We start from the raw sequence: 26,981 nt of genomic DNA, 5'->3' as shown, positions 1-26,981 counted from the left end.
GGAAATGAGCGGCGGGTCGGGGGACTTCAGGCGGCGGATGGAACGCGCTGCGGAGGTTCGTTCTTATCGCGACGCAGGCATCAGGCCGGAGGAAGAAGCCGAGCTTGAGGCCGTGGATGACCAGGAGCGGCAGAAGCGACGGAAAGTGGACGATGCCGCCCGGGTGGAATACCTCATCCGCGACGCAATGGCCCAGGGCAAGTTCGACAACCTGAAGTACGCGGGCAAGCCGATCCCGGGGCTGGGGGAGCCCTACGATCCGGACTGGTGGGTTACGGGCCTGCTCCAGCGGGAGAACGTCAGCGGCCTGGGGCCAAAGGCCATCCTGCTCCGTACCGAGGATGCCGAACTGGACGCCAGGCTGGACGCCCAATTCACCGAGAAACAGGTCAGGGAGATACTGGAGGACTTTAACGCAAGGGTCATTGACGCCCGCCGCCAGCTCCAGGGCGGCCCGCCGGTCATCACCAAAACCAGGGATGTGGAGGCCGAAGTGGCCCGCTGGCAGGAGCGCCGGACCCGGGCTGCTGTACTGCCTTCCGAACCTGAGCCAAGGCGCTCCTGGTGGCAGCGGCTCTGGCGGGGTACAGCCTAGGAAGCCGCGGAGACCACAAAAAGCTCACACAGCGAGTTGTAGTACCTGGACGTCTGGCCGGCATGGCGCATCCCGATGCGTTCGCAGACCTTCTGTGATGCCACATTCGCGGGTGCAGTGACAGCCACGACCTCGTCCAGGCCGCTGTCAAAGGCGTAGTCCAGGACAACGGCGGCGGCTTCGGAGGCGTAGCCGTGGCCCCAGTGATCGGGGTGGAAATGCCAGCCGATTTCCGTGTCACCGGATGGCTGGAGAGGCATTGAACCGCCCGACGCCGGAATGGATTTCAGGAGCAGGGCGCCGGCAAGCTGGCCGGTGGCCTTGAGCTGCACCGCCCAGACCGCGTGTACCGGATGATCCATCTCCCGCCACGCCAGAATGCGCTCCTCAGCCTGCGATCGTGCCGTCATGACCTGCGGCGGGTTGCCAATGAACCGCTGCACCTCCCAGCGTGAGTAGAGGTCGAAGGCGAAATCGGCATCCTCCCGCTCCCAGGCGCGCAGGATCAGCCGGTCGGTTTCCAGATTTTGCACTCTATTATCCTGCCACGCGCCATGGGCGGTCCGGCCAGATGGCTGGAAAGGCCTGGGTGAAGCAGAATGGAGCAATGGCAGAACCGAGTTGGGTCCAGCACGCCGTCTGGTGGCACGTCTACCCCCTGGGGTTCTCCGGAGCCGGCAAGGAAGCGCTCCCGGTCGGGGCTGCCCCCGAACACGGGCTCAGGCAACTGATCCCCTGGCTCGATTACGTCCTGGAACTGGGAGCCTCCGGCCTCGCCCTGGGGCCCGTCTTCGCCTCCGAAACGCACGGCTACGACACCACGGACTACTTCCGCATCGACCCCCGACTGGGTGACGACGGCGACTTCGACGATCTCATCCGTGAAGCCCACGCGCGGGGCATCAGGGTGCTCCTGGACGGTGTGTTCAACCACACCGGCCGCTCATTCCAGCCTTTCCAGGAGGCCTTGAAGCACGGGCCATCCGCCCCGTCCGCGCGCTGGTTCAGGATCCATTGGCCAGAGAATGGGGCTGCAGGCCGCACCCCGACTAATGAGCCGGACTATGAGGATTTCGAAGGCCATCACCACCTGGTGGCACTGAACCATGATGAACCGCAGGTAGCCGGGTTTGTCGCGGCAGTGATGAAGCATTGGCTGGACCGCGGCGCGGACGGGTGGCGGCTGGACGCAGCCTACGCGGTGCCCGCCGGCTTCTGGGCCAAGGTCTTGGCGGACGTCCGGTCCAGCCATCCCGACGCCTATTTTGTGGGGGAGTACATCCACGGGAATTACGCGGCCGAGGTGGGCAACGCGGCCCTGGATGCCGCCACCCAGTACGAGCTGTGGAAGGCGGCGTGGAGTTCCCTGAACGACACAAACTTCTACGAACTGGCCTCCGCGCTGGAACGCCACAACTCGTTCCTGGAAACCTTCGTTCCGCTCACTTTCGTGGGAAATCACGACGTCACACGGATCGCCAGCAAACTCAAGGACCCGGAGCTGCTGCCGCACGCCCTGGTGGTCCTCTTGACGGTGGGCGGCACCCCGTCCGTCTATTACGGCGACGAGCAGGCGTATCGCGGCGTCAAGGAGGACAGGGAGGGAGGCGATGACGACGTCCGGCCTGCGTTTCCGGCATCCCCGTCGGAGCTGTCCCCTCTGGGCGGGGACGTTTACCGGCTGCATCAGCAGCTGATCGGAGTACGACGGCGGCACGCCTGGCTGCATACAGCCCGCACCAGGGTGCTCGCCCTGGCCAACGGCCACCTTGTGTATGAAGCAACAGCCAGTCGGGCGGCCGCCGATGGCGGGGCCGGCGGAGGAGGGAGCCTTGTGGTGGCGCTCAACCAAACCGAGCAGGAAGCGGCCCTTGAGGTGCCGCCGTCGGCCTCTGTCCTGCTGGCCGGGAACGGCCGGCTGGAGGGGAGCAACCGCGTGTCCCTGCCCGCGAAGGGCTTGGCGGTCCTGTCAGCTGGGGGTTGAGGCGCTCCGGGCCCGCCGCCGATCAGCGCCCGCCGTCGTTCAGCGGCCGGGAGTCGGGGTAGGACCGGGTGTTCCCACCATGGACGGCGGCGGCGGTGCAAACGGGTTGGTGGGGTAAAGCTTGCCCACCTGCTGCATGTAGTTGGCCCATTGCGGGCCTGCGATCATATAGCCGTCCAGGCGCTGATAGAAGGTGCCGTTGATGGTGACGTTCTGGCCGGGGCGTTTCTGGCCCTCCAGCGCGTCGCCAAAGAACGATGCGGTGGCCAGGCTCGACGTGTAGCCAACGATCCAGGTGGCCCCGTTATTGTTCGAGGTGCCGGTCTTGGCCGCGATGGGCATCTGGGTGTGGAGCTTGGGGTTGATGTAAACGCCGGAGCCCACCTTCAGCACATCCTGGAGTACCGCGTTCACCCCGCGGGCAACGTCCGGCTTCACGGCGTCGCGGCATTCGCTGGCCTGGGCCGGAAGCTTCCCGCCGGTTACGTCGGTTACGTCCGCAATGGCGATGGGTGCGCAGTAGCGGCCGTCATTGGCGAAGGTGGCAAAGGCGTTGGCCAGGTGAAGCGGTGCCACGCCGATGGCGCCCAGCAGGTTGCCCAGCTGGTGCATGTTGATTTGGGCGCCGTCCAGGCCGCTGTGCAGGCCCACAGCATCCACCATTTTTTGGATGCCACAGAAGTCCAGCTGGGATGCCGAGGCGAACGTGGCGGTGTTGATGGAATTGTAAAGGCCATAGTTGACAGGCATGGGGCGGTAGTAGCCTTCGTCGGCGTTCTGGAGATCGTCCGCCGCCCCTAGTTCGGGGTTGTTCTGGGCTGTGCTGTAAGCGCCCAGGACCTTCCCGCAGCTGGACCGCCAGGGGAACCCGAGGGGGTAGACACGCTTGGATGCGTCCACCATGGCGGTCATGGACTTGCCTTCATTGAGCCATTGCGCGAACGTGAACGGCTTCATGGTGGATCCTGGCTGGAAGCCACCGGCCCCATTGAGGTCGTTGCCCTGCGGGTCCTTGGCGTCCACGTTGAAGTTCAGATGGGTGTCGAACTTTCCCTCCTGCGGCAGGAACACAGTGTTCTGGGCCATTGCCAGGATCTTGCCGGTGCCCGGTTGGATGGTCACCAGCGCTGCACCCCACCTGTCCGGATTTGCTCCGGCGGACGCGTCCACCTGCACCTGGGCGGCGGCCTGCAGCCTGCTGTCCAGCGTGGTGACGATGGTGAGGCCGCCGCGGTAGAGCTTCCGCTCGCGCTCGCTCAAGCTGTTGCCATAGGCCGGATTGTTCAGGATCAGATGGGAAATGTAATCGCAGAAATACGGTGCCATGGTGGCGTAGGCGCAGCCCTGCTTCGCGGGGTTGAGCTTAAGTTCAATGGGAGTGGCAACAGCCGCGTCGTGCTCCTCCTGGGTGATCTTGCCGAGCGCAAGCATCTCACCGAGCACCTGGTTGCGCCGGGCAAGGGACTTGTCCGGGTTGATGGCCGGGTTGTAGTAGCTGGGACTGTTCACCAGCCCGGCCAGCAAGGCGGCCTGCGGCAGGGTGACATCCTTGGCGGTGCTGCTGAAAAAGTACTGGGAAGCGGCCTCTATCCCGTAGGCGTCGCGGTTGAAGAACACGATGTTGAGGTAACCCTCGAGGATCTGCTCCTTGGTGAACTTCTTCTCCAGCGCGATGGCCAGCTTCATCTCGCGCAGCTTGTCGCCGATGCTCTTTTGCCCGCTGAGAATCACCTCGTCGGTCTTCTCCTGGGACAGGAACGATTCGTTGATGACGTTGGTGACGTACTGCTGGGTGAGGGTGGATGCGCCCTGGCGCCCGTCGTCCTGGCTGATGTTGAAGATGGCTGCCCGCAGAATCCCCTGCGGATCAATGCCGGCGTGGTCATAGAAGCGGCTGTCCTCGATGGCCACAATGGCATCCACGACGTAGGGGGAGATCTGGTCCAGCGGGACCCTGACCCGGTTCTCGGCGTAGAAGGTGGCAATTAGTTGGCCGTCCGCCGTCAGGACCTTCGTTGATTGCGACGGCGGTGCAACGGTCAGTTCGTCAGGGAGCTTCTCAAAGAAACTGATGGAATTGGTGACCCCAAAACCGGCGGCTGCTACGGCCGGAACCACCAGGCTGGCGGCGAGGACACCGCACAGGGCACTCGCAATAAAGAAGCCGATGACCCTTTTCAGGGTTGCGGCAAATCCGTGCCCGCGTCTCTTCTTCTTCGCCATTTTTCAGCCCCAAGCTAGCGATGTGTCAACAGAATACGCCGCCTGACCAGCTTCCTCCAGAGCCAGGACAAGGTGATGCCAACCCGAAACAATCGCGCGGAAAAGTCTTGACCGCCGATAGTTACCGATATATCGTTAAGTATCGGTGAATGGTTCGCCGACTGTATGTTCACCGACTGTATGTTCACCGAATGTATGAGAAACAGAGATGGAAGGACGATGCCGGTATGGAAGGCATTCATGACGACAAGTTTTCGGACAGGGGTGTAGGCCGCGGACGCTTCGAACGCGGCAGGGGCCGCCGCGGACCGCACGGACACCGCGGCGGCGGATTTGGGCCCGGCTTCGGACCTGGTTTCGGCCCTGGTTTCGGACCCGGGCGTGGGTTTGGCCCAGGCTTTGGTCCCGGCTCCCGGAGGGCCAACAGGGGAGATGTCCGGTCAGCGATTCTGTCGCTCCTGGCGGAGGCTCCGTCCAACGGTTACGCGCTGATAAAGACCATTGCGGAGAAAACGTCCGGAGCCTGGCGGCCCAGCCCCGGGTCCATTTATCCGACGCTCCAGCAACTGGTTGATGAAGACCTCATCGCGCCGCTGAGCGAGGGACGGCGGACCGAGTTCACCCTGACTGACGCGGGCAGGGCCTACGTCAGTGAGCACGCCGAGGATCTGGATAACGCCTGGAACGCTGAGCCGGAAGGATCAGGCCAGGCTTTTTACCAGAGTGTGGGAAAGCTGATGGGTGTCATCCACCAGTTCCGGCATGCGGCCACCGAAGAACAGCGCAATGCCGCGGTGGAAAAGATCGACGAAACCCGCCGCGCGCTGTACCACATCCTCGCGGACTGAGCTCCTGTCCCTCTCCTGGAGGAGCCTAGGCGAAGGTGTTTTCCCGGGTCCGGGCGGCACCGGTGTCCGCCGGCTCTGTGGGGACGTTGACAGGGCTGAAGCCCGTGCCCTGTTCTCCGAAGGCGTAGGCCGTCTCGGCGTGCTCGGCGAGGTCCACACCTACTGTTTCGGCCTCGGCGCTGACCCGGAAACCGACAGTCTTGTTTATGGCCCGGCCTATCACGGCGGTGACTGCGCCGGACAACAGGACGGTCACCAGGACTGCCGCGGACTGCGCCACCAGCTGCTGCAGGCCGCCGCCGTAGAAGAGGCCGCCGCCGTGGCCATCCAAGGGAAGGGCGATGAAACCCAGCGCTAGCATGCCGATCACACCGGCGCCAAGGTGGACACCCACGACGTCCAGCGAATCGTCCAGGCCGAAGCGGTACTTCAGGTCTACGAAAATGGCGCAGGCAACCCCGGCCACCAGGCCCAGGCCGACGGCCGCCACCGGGCTGATGTTGGCACACGAGGGTGTGATCACCACGAGGCCTGCCACCACGCCGGAGGCGGCGCCGAGGGACGTGGGGTGTCCGTGGCGGATCTTTTCGGTAACCAGCCAGCTGAGCATGGCAGCGGCAGGGGCAACCAGCGTGTTGACCCAGATGAGACCGGCCTGCTCAGCGGTGGTGGCGGCACCGCCGTTGAAACCAAACCAGCCGAACCAGAGGATGGCTGCGCCGAGCATGATGAACGGGACATTGTGCGGGCGGTGGTTGGGGTCCTTCGCGAAACCCTGGCGCTGGCCCACAATCACCGCCAGGACCAAGGCCGCCGTACCCGAGCTGATCTCCACCACCGCGCCGCCGGCGAAGTCGATGACCTGCCCGAACACGGCCGTGATGGCGCCGTCAGCGCTCATCAGGCCGCCGCCCCAGATCATGTACGCCAAGGGACAGTAGACCAGGGTGATCCAGAGCGGGACGAACAGGGCCCAGGCACTGAACCTGGCGCGGTCCGCGATGGCTCCGCTGATGAGGGCCACCGTGACCATGGCGAACGTGGCGCTGTAGCCGGCCTTGATCAGGTCCGGTGAACCCATCAGGCTTTCCAGGCCAAAGCTGGTGAAGGGGTTTCCGAAGATGCCAAAGACCCCTTCGCCCGTGGTCATGGAGTAACCCCAGAGCACCCACACGACGCCCACGATGCCGGCGGAGATGAAGCTCATCAGGATCATGTTCAATGCTGCCTTGGCGCGGGTCATGCCGCCGTAAAAGAGGCCGAGGCCCGGCGTCATGAGCAGTACCATCGCGGCCGAAATCATCAGCCAGACGTGTTGAGCAGTGATCTCCACCAGCGGTCCCTTCGCGTTAAGCGTGAATGCGGGACTGTCCTTGCCGGCCCCTGCTTCCCCGGGTCAATATTTGCGGCCCTGTGTTTCCATTGCGGCCGCTTCAGATTGCGCGCACGTTACGCAGCGGGCCATTTTGTGAAGATCGCATGACCGGAGTGTTTCGGGCAGGTAAAGGGGTACTCTTCTGCTGAGCGCCATCAAGGTGCGTAGCCCTGGAATTGCCTATCCATGGCGGGCATCAGGCGCAGGGCTGGTGAGACGGAGCCGCCGGGTCCCGGTTCGGCCAACATTTCCCGGAGATGAACGCGGGCTCACCGGGCGGGCGGCAGCCGTGACGTAGCGTGAGGGCATGCCTGTGTCCCCGCCTCTGTCTGAACTGATGCTTACCACCGCGCCAGGGGTACTCATCCGTTGCTATGACACAGGCGGACCCGGGCCGGTTATGGTCATACTTCACGGCCTGACCGGCAGTGCCGCTGAATTCTTTCCGACGGCGGCGGGCCTGCCGGAATACCGGACAATCCTGATGGATCAGCGCGGCCACGGCGGAAGCACCCGGTTCCCCGGCGACGTCTCGCGCGAGGCGTATGTTGCCGACGTCGTCCGCGTTATTGAGGAAGCAGCGGCGGGTCCGGTCACGCTGGTGGGGCACTCGATGGGCGGGCACACCGCGATGCTGACCGCTGCAGCGCGGCCGGACCTGGTGTCCCGGCTGGTGCTGCTGGAGGCCGGCGCGGGAGGAGGCAGGCCGCAAGACCACGAGTCGATGGGCGAGTATTTCCGGTCCTGGCCGGTGCCTTTCCCCAGCCGAAGGGCTGCCCAGGAATTCCTCGGCGACACAGCCTTGGCCAAGGCTTGGGTAGCTGACCTTGAGGAACACCCGGACGGTTTCCGGCCCCGGTTCGACGCGGACGTGATGGTCCAGGCGATCAGTGCCGTGACGGTGGCTCGGTGGACGGAATGGAAGCAGGTGTCAGCGCGCACGCTGGTGGTCTATGGCGGCAAGGGTATGTTCACGGAGGCCGAGAAGGACGAATTCGTGCGGCGGGGCCATGATGTGACCCGAGTGGACCTCCCCGGGGCATCGCACGACGCCCATCTGGATGCGTTCGACGAATGGGTGGCCGCCCTCAAAAGGTAACCACCGGGCGTCGTGTTTAACCGGCGGCGTGCTTAGGAGGGCCGAGCCACCCGGCGACTCGGCGCCGTCGCCGACACTCGCTCTTATCCAGAACTGTTCGCAATAATTTCACGGGGTGATACTGCGACAGCAGGGGTTCCTCCAGATGGAAGGCACCCCTGCGGTGTCATCGTCGTCAGAATTTACGTCCGTGCTCTCGAAGCCGGTCCTTAGCGCAGTGCCTTGAAGGCGCGGCCCATTCCTTCGAGCAGGCGGTCGGCGTCGTTGCTGGAGAACGGCATCGGGGGGCGGAGTTTGAGGACGTTTCCTTGGGCGCCGCAGGCGGAGATGAGGATCCGGTCTTCCCGAAGGGAGTTCACGATGGCCGCGGCGGCCTGCCCGTCGGGTGTGAGTGAGGATCGGTCGGTGACGAGGTCGACACCGATAAAGAAGCCGCTTCCGCGGACTTCTGCGACCTGGTCCAGGCCCTGGGAGAGGTCCTTCAGCCCGGTGATGATCTTCTCGCCCACCTTGAGGGCGTTTTCGATCAGTGATTCCTCGCGGATCACGTCCAGCACTGCCTGGGCGGCGGCGATGGCTACCGAGTTGCCGCCGAAGGTGTTGAAGTAGCGGATGTTCTTGCCGAATTCCACGAGCAGTTCGGGTTTGAAGATGGCGGCCGCGACGGGGATCCCGTTACCCATTGGTTTGCCGATGGTCACGATGTCCGGGACGATTCCGTGGCGTTGGAAGCCCCACCATTCGGCGCCGGTACGGCCAAAGCCGGGCTGGACTTCATCGGCGATGTAGAGGCCGCCGGCGGCGTGTACTTCTTCGATGATCGGGCGCAGGAAGCCTGCGGGGCCGGCGAAGACGCCGTCGGAGGAGAAGATGCTGTCGGCGATGAAGGCCGCCAGTCCGATGCCGTGCCGGTGAAGATCGGCGATGGCGGCACGCACCTGGTTCCGCAGGTGGTCCTCCAGGGATGCCTGGTCGGAGGAGTACCGCAGGGCGTCGGGGGCGTCGATGACGCGCACATTTGCGCCCAGCGGCACGCCGATACCCAGCGACGGCGAGAAGGACGAAACTTCCGCGGTCAGGCCGTGGTACGCGCCGGAGGTGACGATGATGCCCTGGTTTCCGGTGACGTATTTGGCCACGCGCATGGCGAGGTCATTGGCTTCGGAGCCGGTGCACGTGAACATGACATTGCCGAGCTCGGCCGGGAACGTGGACAGGAGCTGCTCGGAGTAATCGAGGATGGATTCCTGGACATACCGGGTGTTGGTGTTCAGGGTCTGCATCTGTTCGTGGACGGCTGCGATGACCTTTGGGTGGGCATGGCCTACGGAGGGGACGTTGTTGTAAACGTCGAGGTACTCGTTTCCCTCCGGGTCAAAGAGCGTCACGCCCTTGCCGCGGACGATTTCGATCGGGGTGTCATAGAAGAGCCGGTAACTTGGTCCCAGGCTCTGGTCCCGCCGTCGGATGCTCTTCTGCATCTGATCCGGAAGCTCACCGAGGCGGTTGGGATCAAAGCCATTGATCATGGCCCGGGAAGGCTTGCGGATGGTTTGGGGAGTAGTGCTCATCATTTCTCCTTGACGGCTAGTGAGTCTGGTTCAGGGTGCGACGGGGTTGGGGGCGGGACGTGCGGTCTGTGGTGCCGGGTCAGCGGCGGTGGCGGCGAGGCGGTCCCAGTCCGGTTTGGAGTGGGAGAGCAGATAATCGCGTCTTTGCGGCAGTTGGCTTGCCCGCCACTGTGTGATCAGGGCGCGCAGGAGCAGCCGGGCCTGGGCTGAGATGATCAGGGCCTCCAGCTCCGCCTCGGGCAGCGGGCGGACGCTCAGGTAACCGTCCATGACGTGCAGTGCGTGTTTCCAGGGGCTGGAGGGGTCTGTTCCCAGGAGGTTGGCCATGGTGACGCTGATGTCGAAGATCACCGGGGTGCGCACGACGTCGCCGAAGTCGATAATCCCGGTGACGTATTCCGGCCTGTCCGGGTTGACAATAACGTTGAACGGGCTGAAATCCCCGTGCACGATCTGGGAGGTCAGTGAACCCAGAAGCGGAACCACGTTCTCGTCGAAACGGTCAAAAATTGCTTCGGCCAGGGAGCGTTTGGATGGCTCATCGACATACTCAAGCAGCGGCCGCATCCGGTGAAAGTGCTTCAGGTCCCACAGGAGCAGCCGGTCCGCACGCGGATGATCCAAGTCCTGCAAAGCAAGGCCAACGCGGGCAAGGCTTGAGCCCACCAGCTGAAGCTGACCGGCGGAGGCGTCGTGACTGGCCAGCAAATTTCCGGGCATGAAGCGCATCACCCGAAGCACCCGGTCAAACGGTCCCTCCGGTGCCGGAATGCGCACTTGCGGATCTCCGCCAAGGCTCCTGACAAGACGCTGGACCGGAAGTTCGGGGGCAGTCGCCTCCAAATGCTCCATACATACCGTCTGAAGGTGGACGATCAGCGGATCCTCATCCGGTGGCGACACCTTCACCAGATAGGTGTGTTCGCCGTCCCGGAGGCGGAAAGTCTCATCCTTCTCGGTGGGAATCCGGACAAGGGTCCCCTTCAGGCCATAGGACTGTTTAAGGAGCTCCAACACAGTGGAGTCAGCGAGCTGGGACTGCTCCGCCAGGAGCCCACTCTCCGATGCGACGGCGTCGAAAAATTCGGAGTCGGTACTGACATCCATGTTCGTGGGCTCCTGCCGCTGAAGGGAATTCTAAGGCTAGACACATGTTGATCTGTTCATCTGTTCAACAGTTCTACAAGAAAGAGTTTGCCATAACCTCGACCCGGACCGCAAGGACTCTTAGGTATCAGATGCTGAGGCCTGGGGCCGCGCGAGCAACCATTGAGGCAGGCAAGTGCGACGCGCAAAGAAAAGCCCACCGGATGTGAACTGCTCCCCGGAAGTTGGACTGAGAAATTCAGTTCCGACTCCCGGGGAGCAGTTTTATGCGTGCAAGTAGTTCGTTATCCAAGGATCAGCGCGAGGCCGCTGTAGCGTGGTTTGAGAAGGGCATCGCCGATAGGGCCGCGGCGCGGTTACTGGGTGTGCCCCGATCGCCGGTCAGGGATCTCTATCGGCGGTGGAGGATCCATGGTCAAGGAGCGCTGGTGACTAAGCCGACAAAACAGTCGTACTCTTTCGACTTCAAGCTCGCCTTAGTGGAACGGTTCCTTGCGGGTGAGACTGCCCCGGATCTGGCGGCGGAGGCTGGCTTGTCTTCGCCTGTGTTACTGAAAACGTGGGTGCGTGCGTATCGTCGCGAGGGCGCGGACTCATTGCGCCCGAAGGCTAAAGGCAGACCCCGGAAGCCTGACGCCCCACCGCCCGCGGAGATATCCGAGCTGGAGCGGTTGCGCCGTGAGAACGAACGGTTGCGGGCAGAAGTGGCCTATCTGGGAAAATTGCGGGCCTTGAGGGCCCAAAAACAACGGTGAAGGTCCATGCTCTCATCGCCCTCAAGGCTGACTTCCCACTTCCGGTTCTGCTGCAGGTCTCAGGTCTTGCCCGATCGACATTCTTCTATCACCAGGCCCGTCTCCAAGCCCCTGACCCGCAAGCGGAACTCAAGAGCGCAACCACGGAGATCTTCACGACCAACCACGGCCGGTACGGGCACCGGCGCATCCACTCTGAACTGCTCAAGCAGGGCTGGGGGATCGCGAAGAAGACCGTGCTGAAGCTGATGCGTGTGCTGGGGCTGGTGTGTAAGGTCCGGCGGAAAAAGCGCTACAACTCCTACCAAGGCGGACAGGGCACTGTCGCGCCGAACCTGCTGAACCGCAAGTTTGACGCCACCGCCCCAAACCAGAAGTGGGTGACCGACGTGACCGAGTTCAGCGTCGGCGACCGGAAGCTTTACCTCTCACCAATCATGGACCTCTTCGACCGGCAGATCATTGCCCATTCAATCGGCACATCCCCGAGCCTGGCGCTCACCAACGCTGCGCTGCAGCAGGCCCTGGCCTGTCTTCAGCCCGGTCAGCAGCCACTCGTCCATTCCGACCAGGGCTTCCAGTACCAGCACACCTCGTGGCGGAACCTGCTCCAGGGCGCCGGCGCGGTCCAATCGATGTCCCGCAAGGGCAACTGCTACGACAACGCCGTGATGGAGAATTTCTTCGGCCACCTCAAGGAAGAGCTCTTCCACAGGGTCCGGTTTATCAGCACCGACGCACTGACCGCGCAACTGAACGAGTACATCCATTGGTACAACACCAAAAGGATCTCGACAAAGCTCGAGGGCCTGAGCCCGGTGCAATACCGTGCCCAGGCCCTCGCGGCTTAGGATCTAATTTGGCCAGTCCAACTATCGGGGCCCAGTTCAATGGGGGACCGGTGGGCTTTCCAGATTCGACAGTACCCTTCCTGGCAGGGACTGTTTCTCAATTAGGCCATTGGCTCAAAATGAATGCCACGACGGCCAGAAGGCCGTGCTACTGCAGGGTTCAGGATTTCGGGGGAGGGTCGCTCTGCCGCCACGTTCTTAGTGAATCCGAGCGAATCAGCAAGGATTGCCGGGCTCATTCCTTCGTCGTGGGCTCGAATGACAGCTTCGATGAGGAGCTGGTCAACCGCCTCCTTGAGGGCCCTGAGGTCACGAATGGCAGCTTCAGTCTCCGGTAACTGGAGGTTAATCTGATGCCACCGAAATTCTTGGGCGTGGCGGCTGGCTTTTCGTTCTGCACTCATGTGGACAACCTTAGTTCTACGGGCAGATACCGACAAAAAAGAAACCACTGCGTCTGGGCGCACGGATCGGTCGTAGCGGCGGTAAGTTGCACCATAAATTGCGGGCTAAGGTTGGGTTGTTCCTGACCAGAATTGACCGGGAGCGGGTCATGCGTGGATTAAGGGCCCCGAGCGAGGGGTTCAGTCAGGTCTCATCATGAACTTTTGTTAATCGGAGAAAGAGAGGGGGGAGGGTCCATGACGAATCTTCAGAGCAAGGTAGCAGCACCAAAAGCGAGGGCGGCTGCTAAGAAAACGTCAAAAACTTCTGCTGTATCAACTGTGAAACCGCCGCCGCAGCGATTCCGCTTGAGCGTCCCCGCAGCCGATGAGGCTGTGTTGGCGTGGATGGATTTGCAGGACAACCCATCACTATCTGTTCGGATGCTGATCCGTGAGAGCATCGAGCGCCTTGGCTACGTCGATGTCATTAACCGGCCAGTTTCTCAACTACCCACGCGGGAACGTCTTGTTGGTCCTGAAGGGGAATCAACACGGACGGAGCGGAATTTAGAGACGGCTGGGGCTCCGTCTGCGTTGGTTCAGCAGAAGGCGACGCCTGCTGCGTCCGCGGATACGGATCCCAGCCAGCAGACAAACAGCGAACCCGCGATCCTGGGCATCGCAGTGGAATCACCGGCACTGGTTCCGAAGTCTGCACCACAACAGGACGACGTCCACACTTCCTCCCCGGCCACTCCTGAATCGGAGCAATCTTCTGTCGGGCCGGTTGAAGTCAACGACATTTTCTCGATGCTGCGCTGACTCCCGTAACAACTCCCAGCACTTTCTCTTGTATGGCAACTCAGTAACCACATCAAGCACTTTCCACGAAGGGATCACATTCATGACCATTTCGATCAATCTCACGGGTGGCATCGACGTTGGCAACGGCTATGTCAAGGGCCTCATCCGCGGCGCCGGCGCATCAGGTGCCACCAACGTGGACGAGATCGACTTGCCAAGCGGCGTGTCAACGATCACGCGCCCGAACGCTCTGCCGACCCCTGACGATGAAGCCCCAACCAAACTGGAAGGCAACTTCTATAATGAGCTGGACGTCAGCTTCGTCTCCCCTCTGGTCAGCAATTATCACCGCAGGCTCTTCGGCCTGCGTGCCCTGAGCGCCCAAGGTGCCTTTGATGAATTCGACGTGGTGGGCCGTCGCAGCAAGGCTCAGCAGGAGCTGAGTAAGGTCCTGGTCATGGGTGCTTTCGCCGCCAAGGCCCTGCGTGACTATGTGCGTAAGCACGGTGGATTGCCCCCGGCTATTGAAACCATAAGTGTGGAGGCTCGGGTAGCACTTGCGCTGCCGATCAACGAGTACATTTCGCACCGCACCAGCTATGCGGCCGAGTTCACGAACGGCACTCATACGGTTACAGTGCATAACTTCGAGACCCCGGTCACCGTGAAGCTTAAATTCGTTGATGTACAGGTGATCCCCGAGGGCGCATCGGCCCAGTATGCGATCACTGCCAAAGGTGAGCCGTTGATGGACGCTATGCTCGCCGATGTCCGCCGCAGGGGCCTGTCGCTGGTGGGAATCACCTCTGCTGACGTGCTGGCAGCGGAGCACACTGTCGGCATCGATGTCGGCGAAGGGACAGTAAATTTTCCCGTGTTCACCGCCGGAGAGTTCAATGCCGACGCCTCCACCACGCACAACCGAGGTTACGGTTCGGTTCTTAATGACGCGCTGAAAGCCATGGAGGACCAGGGCTTCTCGCATGGCTTCACTTCCCGCAAGCAGTTGGCCGAGTACTTGCAGGCCGGAGCGTCGCCATTGAAGCGTAACTTCTACGACAAGGTCGCTCAGTTCGTCGATGAAGAGATGCGATTCTTTGCCAAGGAAGTTACCGAGCGGTTCGGCCGCGTTCTGGCCGTCGTTGGTGCGACCACAGAGGTCGCGTATGTCTTCGGCGGCGGGGCAGGCCCGGTGAAGCCACATCTGTATCCGGCACTCCTGGCCAAGGCCACCGAGATGAACTCGGTGGATTCATTCCCGACTCTGTACCTGGATTCCTCCTACTCACGAAACCTGAACCGTGAGGGTCTCTACATTGCCGCCCAGGCCGTGGAAGAACGAGCCGGCGCCGCACCGGCTGCCAATGGGAAGCGCAGCGCTCGTTCAAGCGACAAGAAGCTCGCCGAGGCTGCTGTGTAGGTACGCGGCAAGCGAAAGAAACGTTTGATCAATTGGTTCGGTGATCACTGGACCCCACCACCGCCCGTGGCGTGCTCGTTATCGTAGCCGCCGCGGGCGGGGCTGTTTAAACTGCTTCCCCATACCCACGTGCGTCCACTTTTGCAACGCTTTTAATGCGCTGCAGCTGAACTGTTCAACTGTTGACAGATTGATAATGCGCGCTCTAAAGTCGACGTATCGAGCTGCCGGAGTTCATCAGTCCCCAGAGGAACCCGTGGAGCTCAGACACCTACAAGAACAGAAGGTCACCCATGGCCTCTCAAACTTCAATGAACGGACGAATCATGGCAGACTCCAACCGGCCGAAGTACATCTCCTTTGATATCTACGGCACACTGATCAATTGGGATACCGATTCCACTACCCGCCGGCTGCTCGCCGGCCGTCTGCCCGAAGAGCAGTGGCCTGCGTTCAAGAAGGTTTTCCGCGGGTACCGGTTCGACGAGGTCCTTGGGGACTACAAGCCCTACGAGGAGATCCTCCAGAATTCCTTTGACCGCGTATGCAAGTTCTTTGGCATTGGGCCCACCCGCGGTGCGGGCGCGGAGTTCGCTGACGCTGTGCGCAGCTTTGGTGCCCACGATGACGTGCCGGCTCCGCTGAAGCTCATGGGCGACAACTACAAGCTGGTGGCTCTGTCCAACGCCGACGACAGCTTCCTGGAGATCAGCATTCCCAAGCTCGGCGCTGACTTCCACGCGGTGTTGACCGCTGAGCAGGCCCAGGCCTACAAGCCGCGCTACCAGGCTTTCGAGTACATGCTGGACACCCTGAACGCCAAGCCCGAGGACTTCCTGCACATCGCCTCGCACACCCGCTACGACATGCACCCGATGCACGACATGGGCTTCCGTAACCTCTGGGTGCTGGACCGTGGCTACGACCCCATCACCGGGGGATACGACTACAACGCGGTTAAGTCCCTGGACGAGATCAACAAGCACCTCGGTCTTTAAACCGATTTCGAGGCGAAAGGTCAACCCGTGAAACTTAACCCCTATTGGCTGGACACTGCCGAACCGTCCGGGGACTACCGGCGAACCCCGGTACCCGAGAACGTCGACGTCGCCATCATCGGCGCCGGCTTCACGGGACTCTCCGCTGCCCTGGAATTTGCCCAGCAGGGCGCCAGCGTTGCCGTTTTCGAACGCCACACCGTGGGGTGGGGCGCCTCGGGCCGCAATGGGGGAATGGCGACGACCGGGTTGGCCATCGGTTTCGGCACGGCGGTGAAGCGCTACGGTGCCACGCGTGCCGTCGAGATGTTCCGTGAATACAACGACGCCATCGACAGCATCGAGAAGCTGGTGCATGACAATGGCATTGAGTGTGACTACAGGCGGGACGGGAAGCTCTCGCTGGCCTTCCACAAGTCCCACTACGAAGGCTTCCTGAGGTCGCAGGAGAAGATGGCCGCCCTGGCCGATCATCATGTCACTGTTATCCCCAAGTCCGAGATCCACAGCGAAATCGGAACGGACTTCTACCAGGGGGCCATGCTGGACCCGCTGGGAGCAGGGCTGCATGTGGGCAAGTTTGTGCATGGGTTGGGCGGGGCGGCTGTCACCGCCGGGGCTGATATCTGCGAGGAAGCCGGTGTCACGGAGCTGAAGAAGGTTGCGGGCACCGTACATGACGTGCACACCACCCGGGGCATCACCAGGGCCAAGCAGGTCCTGGTGGCTACCAGCGGTTACACCGGCAATGTCACACCGTGGCTGCAGCGCCGGGTGATTCCGGTGGGCAGCTTCATCATCTGCACCGAGCCGTTGCCCGAAGACGTGGTCAACCGGATCCTGCCTAACAGGCGCATGGCGTCGGACAGCAAGATGCTCTGTTACTACTTCCGCATTACCCCGGATAACAGGCTGCTGTTCGGCGGCCGGGCCCGTTTTGCACTGTCCAGCCCGGATTCGGACGTCAAGAGCGCCGAGATCCTCCGTAAGGCCATGCTCGAGCTGTTCCCGTACCTCTCCAACGCCAAGGTGGACTACATCTGGGGCGGCCTGGTGGATCTTTCCATGGACCAGATGGTCCACGCCGGTGTTCACGACGGGCTTTACTACTCCTTGGCCTACAGCGGCCACGGCGTGCAGATGGCTGCGCACATGGGCAAGCGGATGGCCCACTACATGGCCGGCGACAAGAGCGCCAACGTGTGGGAAGACCTGAAGAACCCGCCCGTGCCAGGCCACTTTGGCCCACCGTGGTTCCTGCCCTTCATCGGCGGGGCCGCAAAAATCATCGACCGCTTCAGCTAGGCCCACGAAGGAAATCCCATGCTTCCATCCATTAACGCTCTTGACGCGCGCCCGGAAACAACCGGATCCACTGGAACGACCGACGCGCGGGCGGACGTGGCGCGCCTCCCTGGCGGTGCCTTCTTAGAAGGTCGGTGGCAGACCGCCGATCTGACGTTGGAGGTGCGGGATCCTGAGGACGGTGTCCTGCTCGGCCGGGTGTGCACTTCCACTCCAGAGGATGTGGAGCGTGCCATCGCCCACATCCGCCGTCACCTTGAGGCGGGTGAGTGGCCGTTGCGTACCCGCCGGCAGGCACTGGAAAAGGCTGTGCTGCTTTTGGGCGAGCAGGCTGAGCGGTTCGCGAACATCATCGCGTCCGAGAGCAGCAAGACCATCACCGAGGCGGAGCGCGAGGTGCGCCGCTGCGCCGAGACGCTGCGGCTGTCCGCGGCGGCTGCCGGGGAGCTGGCAGGGGAGACCCTGGGTTTTGAGGACAGCATGGCAGGTGCCGGCAAGATTGGCTGGTACAGCCGGAAGCCGGTGGGGATCGTCGCGGCGATCACCCCGTTCAATGATCCTTTGAACCTGGTGGCGCACAAGCTGGGCCCGGCCCTGATCGGCGGCAACGGCGTCCTGCTCAAGCCCTCCACGCGCACACCCCTGGTGGGGCTGGCTTTTGTCCAGCTGCTGCTGGAAGCCGGTGTCCCGGCGGGCCGGATCGCGGCGATCGTGACCGGGCCCGGCGTGTCCGAGGCTGTTGTCACGGACCCGGGCGTTGACCTGATTTCCTTCACCGGCGGTCCCGCCACGGCCGAAAGGATCGCCGCGGCGGCCGGGGCGAAGAAGATCCTCTCCGAACTCGGCGGGAACAACGCCACGATCATCTGCTCCGACGCGAACGCGCAGGCCGCGGCAAAGGCCGTCGTGGCCGGCGCGTTCGGCGTCGCGGGGCAGAACTGCCTGTCGGTCCAGCGGGTCTACGTCCACACCTCACTGTTTGAGGAAGTCCTGGAGCTGGTCACTACGGGCACGAGGGCGCTGCGGACCGGGCCGAAGCTTGACCGGGGAACCGACGTGGGCCCGCTGATCTCCGAGGCCGAGGCCCGCCGGGTGGAGGAATGGGTGGAAGAAGCCACAGCGGCCGGCGCCACCATCCACGCCGGCGGGACCCGCCGGGGCGCCTACTATGAGCCCACGGTCCTGACCGATGTGCCCTCGGAGGCCCGGGTGATCCGGGACGAGGTGTTCGGCCCGGTGGTCAGCATCCTGCCGTTCATCGAGGTCCGCGACGCCGTGTTCGCGGCCAACAACACCGAGTTCGGCCTCCAGACCGGGGTCTTCACCCAGTCCATCGACCTGGCCCTGGCGATCGCGGAGAAACTGCACGTGGGCGCCGTGGTGATCAACGAGACCAGCGACGTCCGGATCGACTCGATGCCCTTTGGCGGGTTCAAGAAATCCGGGGTCGGCCGCGAAGGTGTCAGCCACGCGGTCCGCGAGATGACAGAACCCAAAAACACCATCATCAACCTCGGCCAGTCAACGGCCCGCTGGCAGGTCCTGGGCGGCCTGACGGAACGGACAGCATGAGGACCGGCGCCCCACTGCCCAAGCGTCCCGTCGTCGCCGCCCTCTACCGCGAGGCGCTCCCGCCCCGGCTGGCGGAGGTCGAGGAACTCGCAGAGGTCCGGCTGACCAAGGCAGACGGCCTGGCGGAGGCCCTCGACGGCGCCGACGTGCTCTACCAGTGGCACTCCTTCTCGCCGGCACTGCGTGAGAACTGGGGCGCCGCCTCCACCCTGCAATGGATCCACGTCACCGCAGCAGGTGTCAGCCAGCTCCTGTTCGATGAACTGGTCCGCAGCAACGTGACCTACACGAACTCCCGCGGCGTGCTCAGCACGGCCATCGCCGAGTTCGCGCTGGGCTTCGTCTTGGATATGGCCAAAGACTCCCAGGGCTCCTACCGGTTGCAGCAGGAACAGCGCTGGCAGCACCGGACTACCCGCAAAATCCAGGGCCAAACCGCCCTCGTGGTCGGCACCGGGTCGATCGGCCGGGAAATAGCCAGGCTCTTCCGCGCCGTGGGCATGAAGGTGGACGGCGCCGGAAGGACAGCCCGGCCAGGGGACACGAACTTTGACCGGATCCACTCCTCCCAGAACCTCGCCACTGTTGTCTACGACTACGACTACGTGGTCTTGGCCGCGCCGCTGACCGCCGACACCAAGAATCTGGTCGGCGCTGACGTCCTCAATGCCATGAAACAGTCGGCCCGGCTCATCAACGTCGGACGCGGGGAACTGGTTGATACCGAAGCACTGATCCACGCGCTCACCACAGGCTCCATCGCCGGCGCCGCCCTGGATGTTGTCCACCCGGAACCGCTTCCGGCCGGACACGCCCTCTGGGACATGGAAAACGTCATCATCACCCCACACATGTGCGGCGACACCGAGAACTACCTCGATGACCTCGGCAAGCTCTTCGTAGACAACCTCAAACGCTACTGCAACGGCGAACCACTGGAAAACATCGTGGACAAAGAACTCGGATTCGTCCCCGCCGGCTAGGCACTACGGCCTAGGGCTTCTTGACAGATCCCGCGCTGACCAGCCGCGAGTGGAGGATGGCCTGCGGCCCCTTTAGCTTGCTTGGTGCCGCTGGGCGATAATTTCCCGGATCGATTCCCGATATTGGATGATCGTATCTGAGACAACCTTCTCCGCCAGGACAGGGTCTCGCGAGTCAAGCGCATCAACGATGTTTTGGTGCTCAGATTCGAGTGTGTCCGGGTCCTCGTACTCGTGATGTTCAATGGAAAGAACAAACATGAAGTACCTCAGTTCGGTCACCAATTGCTGATAGAAGGTCCTCAACTTTTTGCTTCCGAGGAGTCCGACAATCGCGCTGTGAACCGCCAGGTCCTTCTCGACAATCTTGAACGGATCTCCGCTCTTCAAAACGGCCCGGAACTCCTCCATGGCGGCGTGGACTTCGTCCATGGAGGTGCTTTCGGAGATGCTTCGCGCGGCAGTGGTCTCCAGGTGGTACCGCGCGTTATAGACGTCCATGATCTCGGCGTCGGTGGGGTCCCACACGATAGCGCCCTGATTTGCGCGGTGGCGGATAAGGCCGCCCGCTTGAACTATGCGGACGGCTTCACGAACGGTGTTCCTGGAAAGCCCCAGGTTGTCCGCGAGGAGACTCTCCCTGAGCCGTTCTCCTGGCTTCAGCCCCCCGCTAAGGATCATGGCTGTGAGACCATCTGCGACCTGCTGCACCGTAGATGAATGGACTATCTTTATCTGCTCAACCATGCCTTCATGGTACAGGGATCGTCAACTGTAGTGCAGTAGACCACTCAGGGAGTGCTGGCTGCAATCTGTTTGTCCCGCCTGGCGAGGTCATGGACGGCCTTTTGCAGGTGGCTTTTGAGGGCTTTCCGGAGTTCCTCCCTGTTGCCGGTTTCGAGCAGGTTGAGGATGTTCTCGTGCTCCTGTACCAAGGTCTGTGCTTCCGGGTATGAGATCTCCAGGTTAACAATGCACATCGTTGATTCGGCGGCCAAGGTTTCGTAAATTCGGGTCATTCTGCTGTTGCCGGCGGCTGCCACAATTGTGGTGTGGAACTCCATGTCCAGTTGGGCGATGGATTGCCTGTTGGTTGCGTCAACCCGCTTTTGCATGTTCCTGAGGATTGTTTTCAGGGCCCGGCAGGTTTCCTTGAGGTGCTTGGGGCTGCTGTTGAGCAGGGTATCTGCTGCGGTTGTTTCCATAGCTTCACGCACAGGGTAGATTTCCTTGCTGTCCTGGGCCGAGATTTCCAGCACGAACACGCCATGGTTGCGCCGGCTGATGAGAATGCCTTCCTGGCACAGGCGTTGCACCGCTTCCCGGACGGGGCTCCTGGAGGTGTTCAGTTGGACGGCGATGATTGATTCGTTGATCTGGTCTCCGGGGCGGAAAATGCCTTGGATGATGTGTTCGCGCAGCTGATCGGCGATCAGCTGCGCGGTGGACCTTCCTTCCAAGGTGAACAGGCCTTTGCCTGCTGTGGATCCTCTCATCTCCTTCACCAAATGATTCTTAGATTGCTATTGCGGTGTATTTGTACTCAAGGAATTCTTCGATGCCGATTTTGCCGCCTTCGCGGCCCAGGCCGGACTGCTTGATGCCGCCGAAGGGTGCTATCGGGTTGGAGACGAGGCCGGTGTTGATGCCCACCATGCCGACTTCGAGTTCCTGGGAGAAGCGCAGGGCCTTGGCCATGTTTTCGGTGAAGACGTAGCCCACCAGGCCCCATTCGGTGTCGTTGGCTGCGTGCAGCACGTCATCTTCGCTGTCGAACGTGGTGATGGCTGCGACGGGGCCGAAGATTTCGGTGTTCATCAGGTCCGCGTCCAGGGTCACGTCGGTCAGGACGGTGGGGGTGTAGAAGTAGCCCGGGCCTTCGGGGCGGTTTCCGCCGGTCAGGACGCGTGCGCCCTTGGCGACGGCGTCGGCGACGAGGCTTTGGACCTTGTCCAGGCCTTTTTGTTCGATCAGGGGACCGACGTCGGTTCCGGCGAGGGCGCCGTTGCCGACCTGGAGTTCTGACATTTTCTTGGCGAACTTCTCGGAGAATTCGGCCAGGACTGAGCGGTGGACGAAGAAGCGGTTCGCGGCGGTGCAGGCTTCGCCCATGTTGCGCATTTTGGCTTTCATGGCCCCGTCGACTGCTTTTTCGATGTCGGCGTCGGCCAGGACGATGAAGGGGGCGTTGCCGCCCAGTTCCATCGAGGAGCGCATGACGTTCTCGGATGCCTGGCGCAGCAGGATCTTGCCGACGCCGGTGGAGCCGGTGAAGCTGATTTTGCGGGCGATGCCGCTGCTGGTCCAGTTCTCCACTACGGGGGCGGCGCTGGCGGTGGTGACGACGTTCAGGACCCCGTCGGGCAGGCCGGCCTGTTGGAAGATGTCCACCAGGGCCAGGGAGGTCAGCGGGGTCAGTTCTGCGGGTTTGAAGACCATGGTGCAGCCGGCGGCGACGGCGGGGGCGATCTTGCGGGCGCCCATGGCCAGCGGGAAGTTCCACGGGGTGACCAGCACGGAGGGGCCAACGGGTTCCTTGGTGACCAGGATCCGGGTGTTGCCGTCCACCGAGGTGGTGCTGTCCCCGCCGATGCGGACGGCTTCTTCGGAGAACCAGCGGAGCATCTCGGCGCCGTAGGCCACTTCGCCCTTGGCTTCGGCGAGGGGTTTGCCCATCTCCGCGGTCATGATCGCGGCGAGCCGGTCGGTGTTGGCGATGACCAGTTCGAAGGCCCGGCGCAGGATGTCTGCCCGTTCCCGCGGGGTGGACTTGCCCCAGGCTGCCTGGGCCCGGCCGGCGGCCTGGATGGCCAGGGCCGCGTCCTCGGGTCCGCCGTCGGCGACGTGGGCGATGATTTCATTGGTGGCCGGGTTTTCGACGGCGAACGTGGCGCCGTTGGATGCCTTCCGCCAGGCACCGTCGATGAACAAGTCAGTATGAAGAGTGGTGGGATCAAAGGAAAGACTCATGTCACGCTTTCAGTGTCGGAGGGAAGGGTTCCTGGGTTAGCCGGTTTTGAATCGTTGGGGCCGGACGAAGTCCAAGCCGTCAAAGGTGCGTTTGCCGAGGGCTTCGTATGCGGCGATCTGGCCGTAGCCTGTGGCATTTTTGAAGCCGCCGCCGGAGAATCCTGTGGCGCAGTAGATCCTGCTGCCATCGCTGAATCGCCCCACCAGGGGGTTGCGGTCGGTGGTAAAGAGGTCAGGAAACGCGTCCGACCGGACGATGTTGGGGTACAGGCCCGGGAAGAACTCGCTCACCGTCTCGGTGGTCTCGGCGATCTCTGCCGGGGTGAGTTCCCGGGGAACTGCATCGGGGTTCTCGGTGGGGGTTGGCCGGAAGTCCAGGGTTGCCTTCACCGTGGCGCCGTCGATGGCGGGTGCGCCGTACATGGAGTGGTCTCCGGAGACTCGGATGAAGATGGGGAACTTCTCAGGTGAGAAGAGCGCGGGATCTTTGGCGACGAACCACGTGAGGAAGACCCTGTTCGGCTGGGTGTGCGCCCGCAGAGACTCCGGCATAAGCTTCCGGGACCACCCGCCGGAGGAGATGATGACGTTCTCGAAGGTCCAGGACTTCTCGCCGGAGGTGATGTGGACGCCGTTGGGGGTTTCGGTGATGGTGTCGATGGGGGTGTTGGTGTGGATGGTTGCGCCATTGGTTTGGGCTGCGGTGATGGCGGCTGTGACGGCGCGGTCGGTGCGGAGGGCGCCGGCGTGGGGGTCGTAGACGGCGATGTCGTCGGGGCGGAGGTTGTGCTGGGGGTAGCGTTGGGCCATCTGTTCGCGGCTGAGGATTTCGTGCTCGGCCCCGGTTTGTTTGATGGTTTCGAGGAGGGCTGTGAGGTAGGGGCCGTTTTTGGTGCCGATGGACAGTCCGCCGGTGCGGGTGAGGATGTTCTGGCCGGTTTCGGCTTCGAGTTCGGCCCAGAGATCCCGTGAGCGTTCCAGGATGGGGTAGAGGTGGGGGTTGCCGCGGTAGAGCATGCGGAAGAGCCGGGTGTCCCCGCCTACGGCGCTGCGGCCGTGGGCGGGGGTGTGGGCTTCGAAACCGGTGACGTTGTCGGTGAGTTGGCTGGCTTGCCAGAGGGCCATGGAGCCGATGCTGCCCAGGCCGATGACGGCGAGTTTTCCGTCCATGGTTTGTTTTCCGTCCATGGTTAGAGAACCTGTTCCAGGAAGGCCTGGGTGCGGGTTTCTTTGGGGTTGGTGAGGACTTCGCGGGCGTCGCCGCGTTCGATGACGTAGCCGTCGTCCATGAAGATCAGCGAGTCGGCGACTTCGCGGGCGAAGCCCATTTCGTGGGTGACGACGACCATGGTCATGCCTTTTTTGGCGAGCTGTTTCATGACGGTGAGGACTTCGCCGACCTTTTCGGGGTCCAGGGCCGAGGTGGGCTCGTCGAAGAGCATGATCTCCGGGTCCATGGCCAGGGACCGGGCGATCGCGACGCGCTGCTGCTGGCCGCCGGAAAGCTGGGCGGGGTAGTAGTCCCCGAACCCGGCCAGGCCGACGCTGGCGAGGAGTTCGTGGGCGCGTTTGGCGGCTTGTTTTTTGTCCTGGCCTTTGACCAGGACGGGGCCGGACATGATGTTTTCCTGGGCGGTCATGTTGGGGAACAGGTTGAAGGACTGGAAGACCATGCCCACCCTGGTGCGCTGTTCGGCGAGTTTTTTGGGTGGCAGGGCGTGGTAGGCGTTGTCGGTTTCGTAGTAACCGAAGTCTTCGCCGTTGACTTTCAGGACGCCGGAGTCCACTGTTTCCAGGCCGTTGATGCAGCGCAGGATGGTGGATTTGCCTGAGCCGCTGGGGCCGATGATGCAGCAGATCTCACCGCTGGCGATGTCCAGGTCGATGTCTTTGAGGACTGTTTTGGGTCCGAAGGACTTGCGGATTTTCTGGGCGAGGATGGTGCCGTCGTTGCTCATCGGAGGTTACCTTCTTCCGGTTCTGTCAGGACAACCGCTTTCTTGGCCTTCCGGGGAAGCCTGGAGGTTGAGCGGGAGTATTTTTCCTCGAGCTTGGACTGTGGGTAGCTCAGCAGCAGGGTCATGACCAAGTACCAGATGCTGGCGACGAGCAGCAGCGGGATGGTCTCGTAGGTCCGGGCGTAGATCAGCTGGGCGCTTTGGAGCAGCTCGGCGACGCCAAGGACGCTGACCAGGGAGGTTCCCTTGAACATGCCGATGACCTGGTTGCCGGTGGCGGGAATGATGGAGGGCATGGCCTGGGGGATGATGACTTTGCGCATTTTCATCGACCCGCTCATGCCGAGGGAGTCTGCGGCTTCGATCTGGCCCTTGCCCACGGAGGAGAACCCGCCGCGGATGATCTCGGCCATGTAGGCGCCCTCGTTCAGCGTCAGGCCGACCAGGGCCGCGGTGATGGGGGCCATCAGGGCGTTGACGTCGATCGCGGTGCTGATGTCCGTGAACGGGATCCCGATGGACAGGTTCGGATACAGCGCGGCGACGTTGAACCAGAAGATCAGCTGCACCAGCACCGGCGTGCCACGGAAGATCGTGATGTACACCCCCGCGGTGGCCGCGACGGGTTTGATGCTCGAGGCCCTCATGACGGCCAGGCCCAGGCCCAACAGGGTTCCCAGGGCCATGCTGGCAAAGGTCAGGAAGAGCGTGAGCATCAGCCCGCGCAGGATGGATTCGTGGGTGAAGTACTGGGCGACGACGCCCCACCTGAAGTTCGGGTTGGTCGATACCGAGGCCAGGATGCCGATGGCTATCAGGGAACAGAGCACCCAGGCGACGTATTCGAAGGTGCTGCGCCGCTTGAGCCGGGGTTTCAGCGCCGGGTCGGTCCCGTTTTTGCCGGGTCCGCTTCGTTCAATGGTTGTTTGCTGCATGGAGGCCCCTAGCGGATTGCGGCTTCGGTGATGGCTGATTCGCCCAGGCCCCAGTACTCCAGGGATTCTTTGTATTCGGGGGTTTCCAGGACGGACTGGATGGCTTTTTGCAGCGCCGGGGTCAGCGCTGAGCCTTTTTTCACGCCCATCGCGACGTTGGTGTTGGTGCGGGTATCAATCCGCGGTTCCAGAATGTGGAAGTGGTCCGGCTGCTGCTCGTTGGCCCAGGCCAGGGCACTGGCGTCATAGAAGACACCGTCGATCCGCTTGGAGTCCAGCTGGGTCAGGGCTTCCTGGACGTTGGGCAGCGTGATGCCGCTAATGGCCGGCTGGCCCTTTTCCTCACAGGTCCACTTCGAAACGTTCGGCAGGTGCTTGAGCTGCTGGGTGGAGCCCTTGGTCACGCCGATGTTCTTGCCGCACAAGGTGTCGTTGGTCAGGTTGTTCGGGTTGCCTTTGGGTACCGATACGGCCGAGCCGCCCTTGAGGTAGTTGATCATGTCCAGGACCTTGAGCCGTTCTTCGGTGGCGGACATCGTGGTGGCGGTGAAGTCGTACCGGCCGCCGTCGATCCCGGGAATGATCGTGTCAAACGCGGTGTTTTCGAACTTCAGCTTCAGCCCCAGTTTCTTCGCCACGAGCCGGGCCAGGTCCGGGTTCAGCCCGATCGGGGTGGAGTTATCCTCGGCGAGGAACGTCATCGGCGGGGAACTCAGATCCATCGCCACCGTGATCTCACCCTTGGACTTAAACGACTCAGGCAACAACGCCACCGCCGCAGCGTCCGGCTGAACCCCCTCGGAAACATCCCGGGTATTCTGCGTCTTCGAAAGTTCCGCCGCCGGGGCATTCGATGATGCCGCGCCGCCACAAGCGGACAGGGCCAACACAACAGCGAGCCCGGCGGCCGCAGTCTGGATCTTATTTATGGTCTTCATGATGCTTCCCTTCAAAGTGATTCAGCGGCACATGCCGACTGAAGCGGGTGCAGTCTTTCCAAGGCCTTTTCTCACGTTCTGATGCAACAGGTGAGGCCGGCGTTGGTCTTGATGCTTTCTATGAGCTGAGCTGTGACTCAGCTCTCGTTCCGTATAGCAATGAAACCCTGCTTTCCGTCTAATGTCAACAGTTCAACAGTTCTACTTCAACTGTTGAACAGTTCAGCGATTGTGCTGTCCTGGGTTGGTAGACGATTGGAGCCTGAATCCTGGGTCGCCTGACGGTTACCTGTCCCCTGTACCA

General features: G+C 62.4%; 25 protein-coding genes. 12 read left to right on the top strand and 13 right to left on the bottom strand.

The genetic code is table 11. From position 1 onward, the window contains the following. Window positions 1-4: 4 nt before the first annotated feature. Window positions 5-595 carry a DnaJ family domain-containing protein gene (locus M1E17_RS19940; RefSeq protein ID WP_457963650.1) on the top strand — a complete coding sequence of 197 codons (591 nt, stop codon included), beginning with the start codon at window positions 5-7 and terminating at the stop codon, window positions 593-595. Here the strand turns inward: M1E17_RS19940 and M1E17_RS19935 are convergent. Beyond that, complete coding sequence (locus M1E17_RS19935; RefSeq protein ID WP_457963649.1) at window positions 592-1,128, bottom strand: GNAT family N-acetyltransferase; 537 nt, start codon at window positions 1,126-1,128, stop codon at window positions 592-594. The genes M1E17_RS19940 and M1E17_RS19935 overlap by 4 nt on opposite strands. A 74-nt stretch (window positions 1,129-1,202) precedes the next feature. On the opposite strand from M1E17_RS19935, the gene M1E17_RS19930 reads away from it, so the two are divergent. After that, window positions 1,203-2,579: an alpha-amylase family protein gene (locus tag M1E17_RS19930; protein ID WP_457963648.1), complete on the top strand. Its 1,377-nt coding sequence runs from the start codon at window positions 1,203-1,205 to the stop codon at window positions 2,577-2,579. 39 nt (window positions 2,580-2,618) lie between these two features. Here M1E17_RS19930 and M1E17_RS19925 read toward each other — a convergent pair whose 3' ends face one another. Beyond that, window positions 2,619-4,802 (bottom strand): transglycosylase domain-containing protein, encoded by a 2,184-nt coding sequence (locus tag M1E17_RS19925; protein ID WP_457963647.1) that lies wholly within the window; start codon window positions 4,800-4,802, stop codon window positions 2,619-2,621. 227 nt (window positions 4,803-5,029) lie between these two features. Between M1E17_RS19925 and M1E17_RS19920 the strand changes: the two genes are divergently transcribed. Next, complete coding sequence (locus M1E17_RS19920) at window positions 5,030-5,650, top strand: PadR family transcriptional regulator (RefSeq protein ID WP_457963646.1); 621 nt, start codon at window positions 5,030-5,032, stop codon at window positions 5,648-5,650. A 25-nt stretch (window positions 5,651-5,675) separates the two neighbouring features. On the opposite strand, the gene M1E17_RS19915 is transcribed toward M1E17_RS19920, so the two are convergent. Next, window positions 5,676-6,983 carry an ammonium transporter gene (locus M1E17_RS19915; RefSeq protein ID WP_457963645.1) on the bottom strand — a complete coding sequence of 436 codons (1,308 nt, stop codon included), beginning with the start codon at window positions 6,981-6,983 and terminating at the stop codon, window positions 5,676-5,678. A gap of 349 nt (window positions 6,984-7,332) precedes the next feature. On the opposite strand from M1E17_RS19915, the gene M1E17_RS19910 reads away from it, so the two are divergent. Beyond that, a complete protein-coding gene (locus tag M1E17_RS19910) occupies window positions 7,333-8,124 on the top strand; it encodes an alpha/beta fold hydrolase (RefSeq protein WP_457963644.1) in 792 nt (263 codons plus the stop codon). A gap of 209 nt (window positions 8,125-8,333) precedes the next feature. On the opposite strand, the gene M1E17_RS19905 is transcribed toward M1E17_RS19910, so the two are convergent. Next, on the bottom strand, window positions 8,334-9,698 hold the full coding sequence (locus M1E17_RS19905) for an aspartate aminotransferase family protein (protein WP_457963643.1): 1,365 nt from the start codon (window positions 9,696-9,698) through the stop codon (window positions 8,334-8,336). A 27-nt stretch (window positions 9,699-9,725) separates the two neighbouring features. Continuing rightward, window positions 9,726-10,802, bottom strand: coding sequence for a phosphotransferase (locus M1E17_RS19900; RefSeq protein WP_457963642.1), 1,077 nt, complete (start codon window positions 10,800-10,802; stop codon window positions 9,726-9,728). Between the two features lie 428 nt (window positions 10,803-11,230). On the opposite strand from M1E17_RS19900, the gene M1E17_RS19895 reads away from it, so the two are divergent. Further along, entirely contained in the window at window positions 11,231-11,557 is a 327-nt protein-coding gene (locus M1E17_RS19895; RefSeq protein ID WP_457963641.1) for a helix-turn-helix domain-containing protein, read from the top strand. Next, the gene (locus M1E17_RS19890; protein ID WP_457963640.1) at window positions 11,554-12,408 is read left to right on the top strand and encodes an IS3 family transposase; all 855 of its coding nucleotides are present in this window, start codon (window positions 11,554-11,556) and stop codon (window positions 12,406-12,408) included. Before M1E17_RS19895 ends, M1E17_RS19890 begins: the two co-directional genes overlap by 4 nt. A gap of 101 nt (window positions 12,409-12,509) precedes the next feature. Here M1E17_RS19890 and M1E17_RS19885 read toward each other — a convergent pair whose 3' ends face one another. Next, entirely contained in the window at window positions 12,510-12,812 is a 303-nt protein-coding gene (locus M1E17_RS19885; RefSeq protein ID WP_457963639.1) for a hypothetical protein, read from the bottom strand. Between the two features lie 237 nt (window positions 12,813-13,049). Here M1E17_RS19885 and M1E17_RS19880 point away from each other — a divergent pair, with 237 nt between their 5' ends. From M1E17_RS19880 to M1E17_RS19855, 6 genes are all read left to right on the top strand, one after another. Next, a complete protein-coding gene (locus tag M1E17_RS19880) occupies window positions 13,050-13,616 on the top strand; it encodes a hypothetical protein (protein WP_457963638.1) in 567 nt (188 codons plus the stop codon). Window positions 13,617-13,698: 82 nt separating this feature from the next. After that, a complete protein-coding gene (locus M1E17_RS19875; RefSeq protein WP_457963637.1) occupies window positions 13,699-15,018 on the top strand; it encodes a ParM/StbA family protein in 1,320 nt (439 codons plus the stop codon). 326 nt (window positions 15,019-15,344) lie between these two features. After that, a complete protein-coding gene (locus M1E17_RS19870) occupies window positions 15,345-16,016 on the top strand; it encodes a haloacid dehalogenase type II (protein ID WP_457963636.1) in 672 nt (223 codons plus the stop codon). 27 nt (window positions 16,017-16,043) lie between these two features. Then, a complete protein-coding gene (locus tag M1E17_RS19865) occupies window positions 16,044-17,321 on the top strand; it encodes an NAD(P)/FAD-dependent oxidoreductase (RefSeq protein WP_457963635.1) in 1,278 nt (425 codons plus the stop codon). Window positions 17,322-17,339: 18 nt separating this feature from the next. Beyond that, window positions 17,340-18,893 carry an aldehyde dehydrogenase family protein gene (locus tag M1E17_RS19860; protein WP_457963634.1) on the top strand — a complete coding sequence of 518 codons (1,554 nt, stop codon included), beginning with the start codon at window positions 17,340-17,342 and terminating at the stop codon, window positions 18,891-18,893. Further along, window positions 18,890-19,876, top strand: a complete 987-nt coding sequence (locus M1E17_RS19855) for a D-2-hydroxyacid dehydrogenase (protein ID WP_457963633.1) — start codon at window positions 18,890-18,892, stop codon at window positions 19,874-19,876. Before M1E17_RS19860 ends, M1E17_RS19855 begins: the two co-directional genes overlap by 4 nt. 72 nt (window positions 19,877-19,948) lie before the next feature. On the opposite strand, the gene M1E17_RS19850 is transcribed toward M1E17_RS19855, so the two are convergent. Genes M1E17_RS19850 through M1E17_RS19820 form a run of 7 tightly spaced genes read right to left on the bottom strand, consistent with a single transcriptional unit; the run spans window position 19,949 to window position 26,677 of the window. After that, entirely contained in the window at window positions 19,949-20,623 is a 675-nt protein-coding gene (locus M1E17_RS19850; RefSeq protein ID WP_457963632.1) for a GntR family transcriptional regulator, read from the bottom strand. A gap of 44 nt (window positions 20,624-20,667) precedes the next feature. Continuing rightward, a complete protein-coding gene (locus M1E17_RS19845) occupies window positions 20,668-21,372 on the bottom strand; it encodes a GntR family transcriptional regulator (RefSeq protein ID WP_457967853.1) in 705 nt (234 codons plus the stop codon). A 19-nt stretch (window positions 21,373-21,391) separates the two neighbouring features. Beyond that, window positions 21,392-22,846, bottom strand: a complete 1,455-nt coding sequence (locus M1E17_RS19840) for an NAD-dependent succinate-semialdehyde dehydrogenase (RefSeq protein WP_457963631.1) — start codon at window positions 22,844-22,846, stop codon at window positions 21,392-21,394. 36 nt (window positions 22,847-22,882) lie between these two features. Continuing rightward, window positions 22,883-24,034 carry an N-methyl-L-tryptophan oxidase gene (gene solA, locus M1E17_RS19835; protein WP_457963630.1) on the bottom strand — a complete coding sequence of 384 codons (1,152 nt, stop codon included), beginning with the start codon at window positions 24,032-24,034 and terminating at the stop codon, window positions 22,883-22,885. Between the two features lie 2 nt (window positions 24,035-24,036). Next, entirely contained in the window at window positions 24,037-24,804 is a 768-nt protein-coding gene (locus M1E17_RS19830) for an amino acid ABC transporter ATP-binding protein (RefSeq protein WP_457963629.1), read from the bottom strand. After that, the gene (locus tag M1E17_RS19825; protein ID WP_457963628.1) at window positions 24,801-25,739 is read right to left on the bottom strand and encodes an amino acid ABC transporter permease; all 939 of its coding nucleotides are present in this window, start codon (window positions 25,737-25,739) and stop codon (window positions 24,801-24,803) included. The genes M1E17_RS19830 and M1E17_RS19825 overlap by 4 nt, the downstream gene beginning before the upstream one ends. Window positions 25,740-25,747: 8 nt before the next feature. Continuing rightward, a complete protein-coding gene (locus M1E17_RS19820; RefSeq protein ID WP_457963627.1) occupies window positions 25,748-26,677 on the bottom strand; it encodes an ABC transporter substrate-binding protein in 930 nt (309 codons plus the stop codon). Window positions 26,678-26,981 lie beyond the last annotated feature (304 nt).

This window comes from Arthrobacter sp. D1-29 (assembly GCF_054130585.1).
Note: the sequence above shows the minus strand (reverse complement) of the source record. Positions and strands in the feature narration are given on the sequence as shown.

Bases quoted from the DNA above. Each gene is read 5' to 3' on its own strand.
- M1E17_RS19820 (WP_457963627.1), bottom strand. From the start codon at position 26,677: ATGAAGACCATAAATAAGATCCAGACTGCGGCCGCCGGGCTCGCTGTT.
- M1E17_RS19870 (WP_457963636.1), top strand. From the start codon at position 15,345: ATGGCAGACTCCAACCGGCCGAAGTACATCTCCTTTGATATCTACGGC.
- M1E17_RS19920 (WP_457963646.1), top strand. From the start codon at position 5,030: ATGGAAGGCATTCATGACGACAAGTTTTCGGACAGGGGTGTAGGCCGC.
- M1E17_RS19825 (WP_457963628.1), bottom strand. From the start codon at position 25,739: ATGCAGCAAACAACCATTGAACGAAGCGGACCCGGCAAAAACGGGACC.
- M1E17_RS19900 (WP_457963642.1), bottom strand. From the start codon at position 10,802: ATGGATGTCAGTACCGACTCCGAATTTTTCGACGCCGTCGCATCGGAG.
- M1E17_RS19830 (WP_457963629.1), bottom strand. From the start codon at position 24,804: ATGAGCAACGACGGCACCATCCTCGCCCAGAAAATCCGCAAGTCCTTC.
- solA (WP_457963630.1), bottom strand. From the start codon at position 24,034: ATGGACGGAAAACAAACCATGGACGGAAAACTCGCCGTCATCGGCCTG.
- M1E17_RS19860 (WP_457963634.1), top strand. From the start codon at position 17,340: ATGCTTCCATCCATTAACGCTCTTGACGCGCGCCCGGAAACAACCGGA.
- M1E17_RS19930 (WP_457963648.1), top strand. From the start codon at position 1,203: ATGGCAGAACCGAGTTGGGTCCAGCACGCCGTCTGGTGGCACGTCTAC.
- M1E17_RS19840 (WP_457963631.1), bottom strand. From the start codon at position 22,846: ATGAGTCTTTCCTTTGATCCCACCACTCTTCATACTGACTTGTTCATC.
- M1E17_RS19850 (WP_457963632.1), bottom strand. From the start codon at position 20,623: ATGGTTGAGCAGATAAAGATAGTCCATTCATCTACGGTGCAGCAGGTC.
- M1E17_RS19925 (WP_457963647.1), bottom strand. From the start codon at position 4,802: ATGGCGAAGAAGAAGAGACGCGGGCACGGATTTGCCGCAACCCTGAAA.
- M1E17_RS19905 (WP_457963643.1), bottom strand. From the start codon at position 9,698: ATGATGAGCACTACTCCCCAAACCATCCGCAAGCCTTCCCGGGCCATG.
- M1E17_RS19880 (WP_457963638.1), top strand. From the start codon at position 13,050: ATGACGAATCTTCAGAGCAAGGTAGCAGCACCAAAAGCGAGGGCGGCT.
- M1E17_RS19855 (WP_457963633.1), top strand. From the start codon at position 18,890: ATGAGGACCGGCGCCCCACTGCCCAAGCGTCCCGTCGTCGCCGCCCTC.
- M1E17_RS19885 (WP_457963639.1), bottom strand. From the start codon at position 12,812: ATGAGTGCAGAACGAAAAGCCAGCCGCCACGCCCAAGAATTTCGGTGG.
- M1E17_RS19940 (WP_457963650.1), top strand. From the start codon at position 5: ATGAGCGGCGGGTCGGGGGACTTCAGGCGGCGGATGGAACGCGCTGCG.
- M1E17_RS19910 (WP_457963644.1), top strand. From the start codon at position 7,333: ATGCCTGTGTCCCCGCCTCTGTCTGAACTGATGCTTACCACCGCGCCA.
- M1E17_RS19845 (WP_457967853.1), bottom strand. From the start codon at position 21,372: ATGAGAGGATCCACAGCAGGCAAAGGCCTGTTCACCTTGGAAGGAAGG.
- M1E17_RS19875 (WP_457963637.1), top strand. From the start codon at position 13,699: ATGACCATTTCGATCAATCTCACGGGTGGCATCGACGTTGGCAACGGC.